General features: G+C 32.4%; 1 protein-coding gene. It reads left to right on the top strand.

Annotation, left to right across the window (positions count from 1 at the left end):
• On the top strand, window positions 1-1,588 hold a 1,588-nt coding region (locus tag ABGX27_04315), incomplete at its 5' end, for an AAA family ATPase (protein ID MEO2068716.1).
• Between the last annotated feature and the right edge of the window lie 67 nt (window positions 1,589-1,655).

Below are 1,655 nucleotides of genomic sequence, written 5' to 3'. Positions count from 1 at the left end.
AACAGCCAATAATAACTACAGAGAAAAGATAGAAGAATTTATAAATGAAGTGAAAAAGCTTCAGAGAGAAGGTTATGGAAACGTCAATGCTTTTATAACTTCATTAGCACACATTATTAATCCTGAGTTTTATATCCCGGTTTCTGATAACATAGCTACTATCGTTATAAAAAAATGGTGGGAAAAGATAACTGAACACCATAATCCTACATATGGAGGGAGAAAAGATAGATGTGTTGGAGATGATTCAAGAAATCTTAGCTGTCTTAAGTATTTCTTGATTGAGCTTAATGACCTTCGTATAAAATTAGGATTTAACTCTATGGTAAAAGTTGGATTTTTACTAAACAGAAGAAAGCAAGAAGAAAAAGAATGTTTGGAAAAACAAGAAGAAGAAACTGTCTCTTTTTCCTTTCCTCAGAACGATCTTGGGGAAACCCGAACAGAAAACGCACATTCTGAATTTAACCTTAACACCATTTTTTATGGACCTCCTGGAACTGGTAAGACATACAACATAAGAAAAAGGGCAGTTGAAATAGTGAAAAAGAGTAAAAAAGTAGGAAATATAGAGGAAGAATTTAAGAGATTACTTTTTACTTCTGAAAGTGATGGAGATTGGAGAATAGCCTTTATCACTTTTCATCCTTCTACTTCTTATGAGACATTTATGGAAGGAATTTGGGCTGAAACGGACGAAAATGGAAATATACGTTATAAGGTGAAAGACGGAATATTCAAAGTTGTTACTTACCATGCTTTATGGCACGCTTTAGAGAAAAGTAAAAGAGAAAAAGGTTTTGAAGATTACGAAGATATGAAAAAACAAGTACAAAAGTACCTTAGAGAACATTTCAAAGGAAATAGCAGCTTTGACTTTGAAAATGCAGAAAATGTTGTTCTCATCATAGATGAAATTAACAGAGGAAACATTCCTTCTATCTTTGGTGAACTGATAACTTTAATTGAAGATGCGAAAAGATTAGGAGAAAAGGAAGAAATGTGTTTAATACTCCCTTACTCTAGAGAAATCTTTAGTGTTCCAAAAAACCTTTACATCATTGGAACGATGAATACAGCAGACAGAAGTATAGTTCTTCTTGATGCAGCATTGAGAAGAAGATTTAACTTTGAAGAGTTTCTACCTGATGAAAACCTATTCAAAGGAATTAGCATCGGAGATTTAAACTTCAAAGCGTTTTTAGAAAAACTTAACAGAAAGATAAAAGAAAAGAAGGGAAAAGATTTCACAATCGGACATGCTTACTTCATTTCATTAAAGAAAGTTCCAGAAGAAAAGAAAACCGAAGAATTTATAAATATACTAGCAAATAAAGTTCTTCCTTTACTACAAGAATACTTCTATGACGATTGGGAAACATTGATAGAGATACTTGGAGGAGAAGAAAAAGAAGAAATAGAAAGTTATCTTATAGACAAATACGGTGAAATTAAATATTCCAAAATGGTTTTAAATAAAGAAAAAATACTGAACATCTTAGTGAAGTTTACAAGTGGTTCCCAATCTGAAGAAACAGAGGAAAGAGGTAATGTGCTTTGTCCAATAAAAACTCTCATGCCAAACTAAACTACAACCAATAACTGCTTTGTTATGCCCTTCATCCCGAATTCATCGCCTGAAACATATTGGCTAT

It is taken from the genome of Desulfurobacteriaceae bacterium (assembly GCA_039832905.1).
Taxonomy (GTDB): Bacteria; Aquificota; Aquificia; order Desulfurobacteriales; family Desulfurobacteriaceae; genus Desulfurobacterium.
The sequence above is the reverse complement of the archived record's forward strand: the minus strand, read 5'-3'. Positions and strand labels throughout refer to the sequence as shown.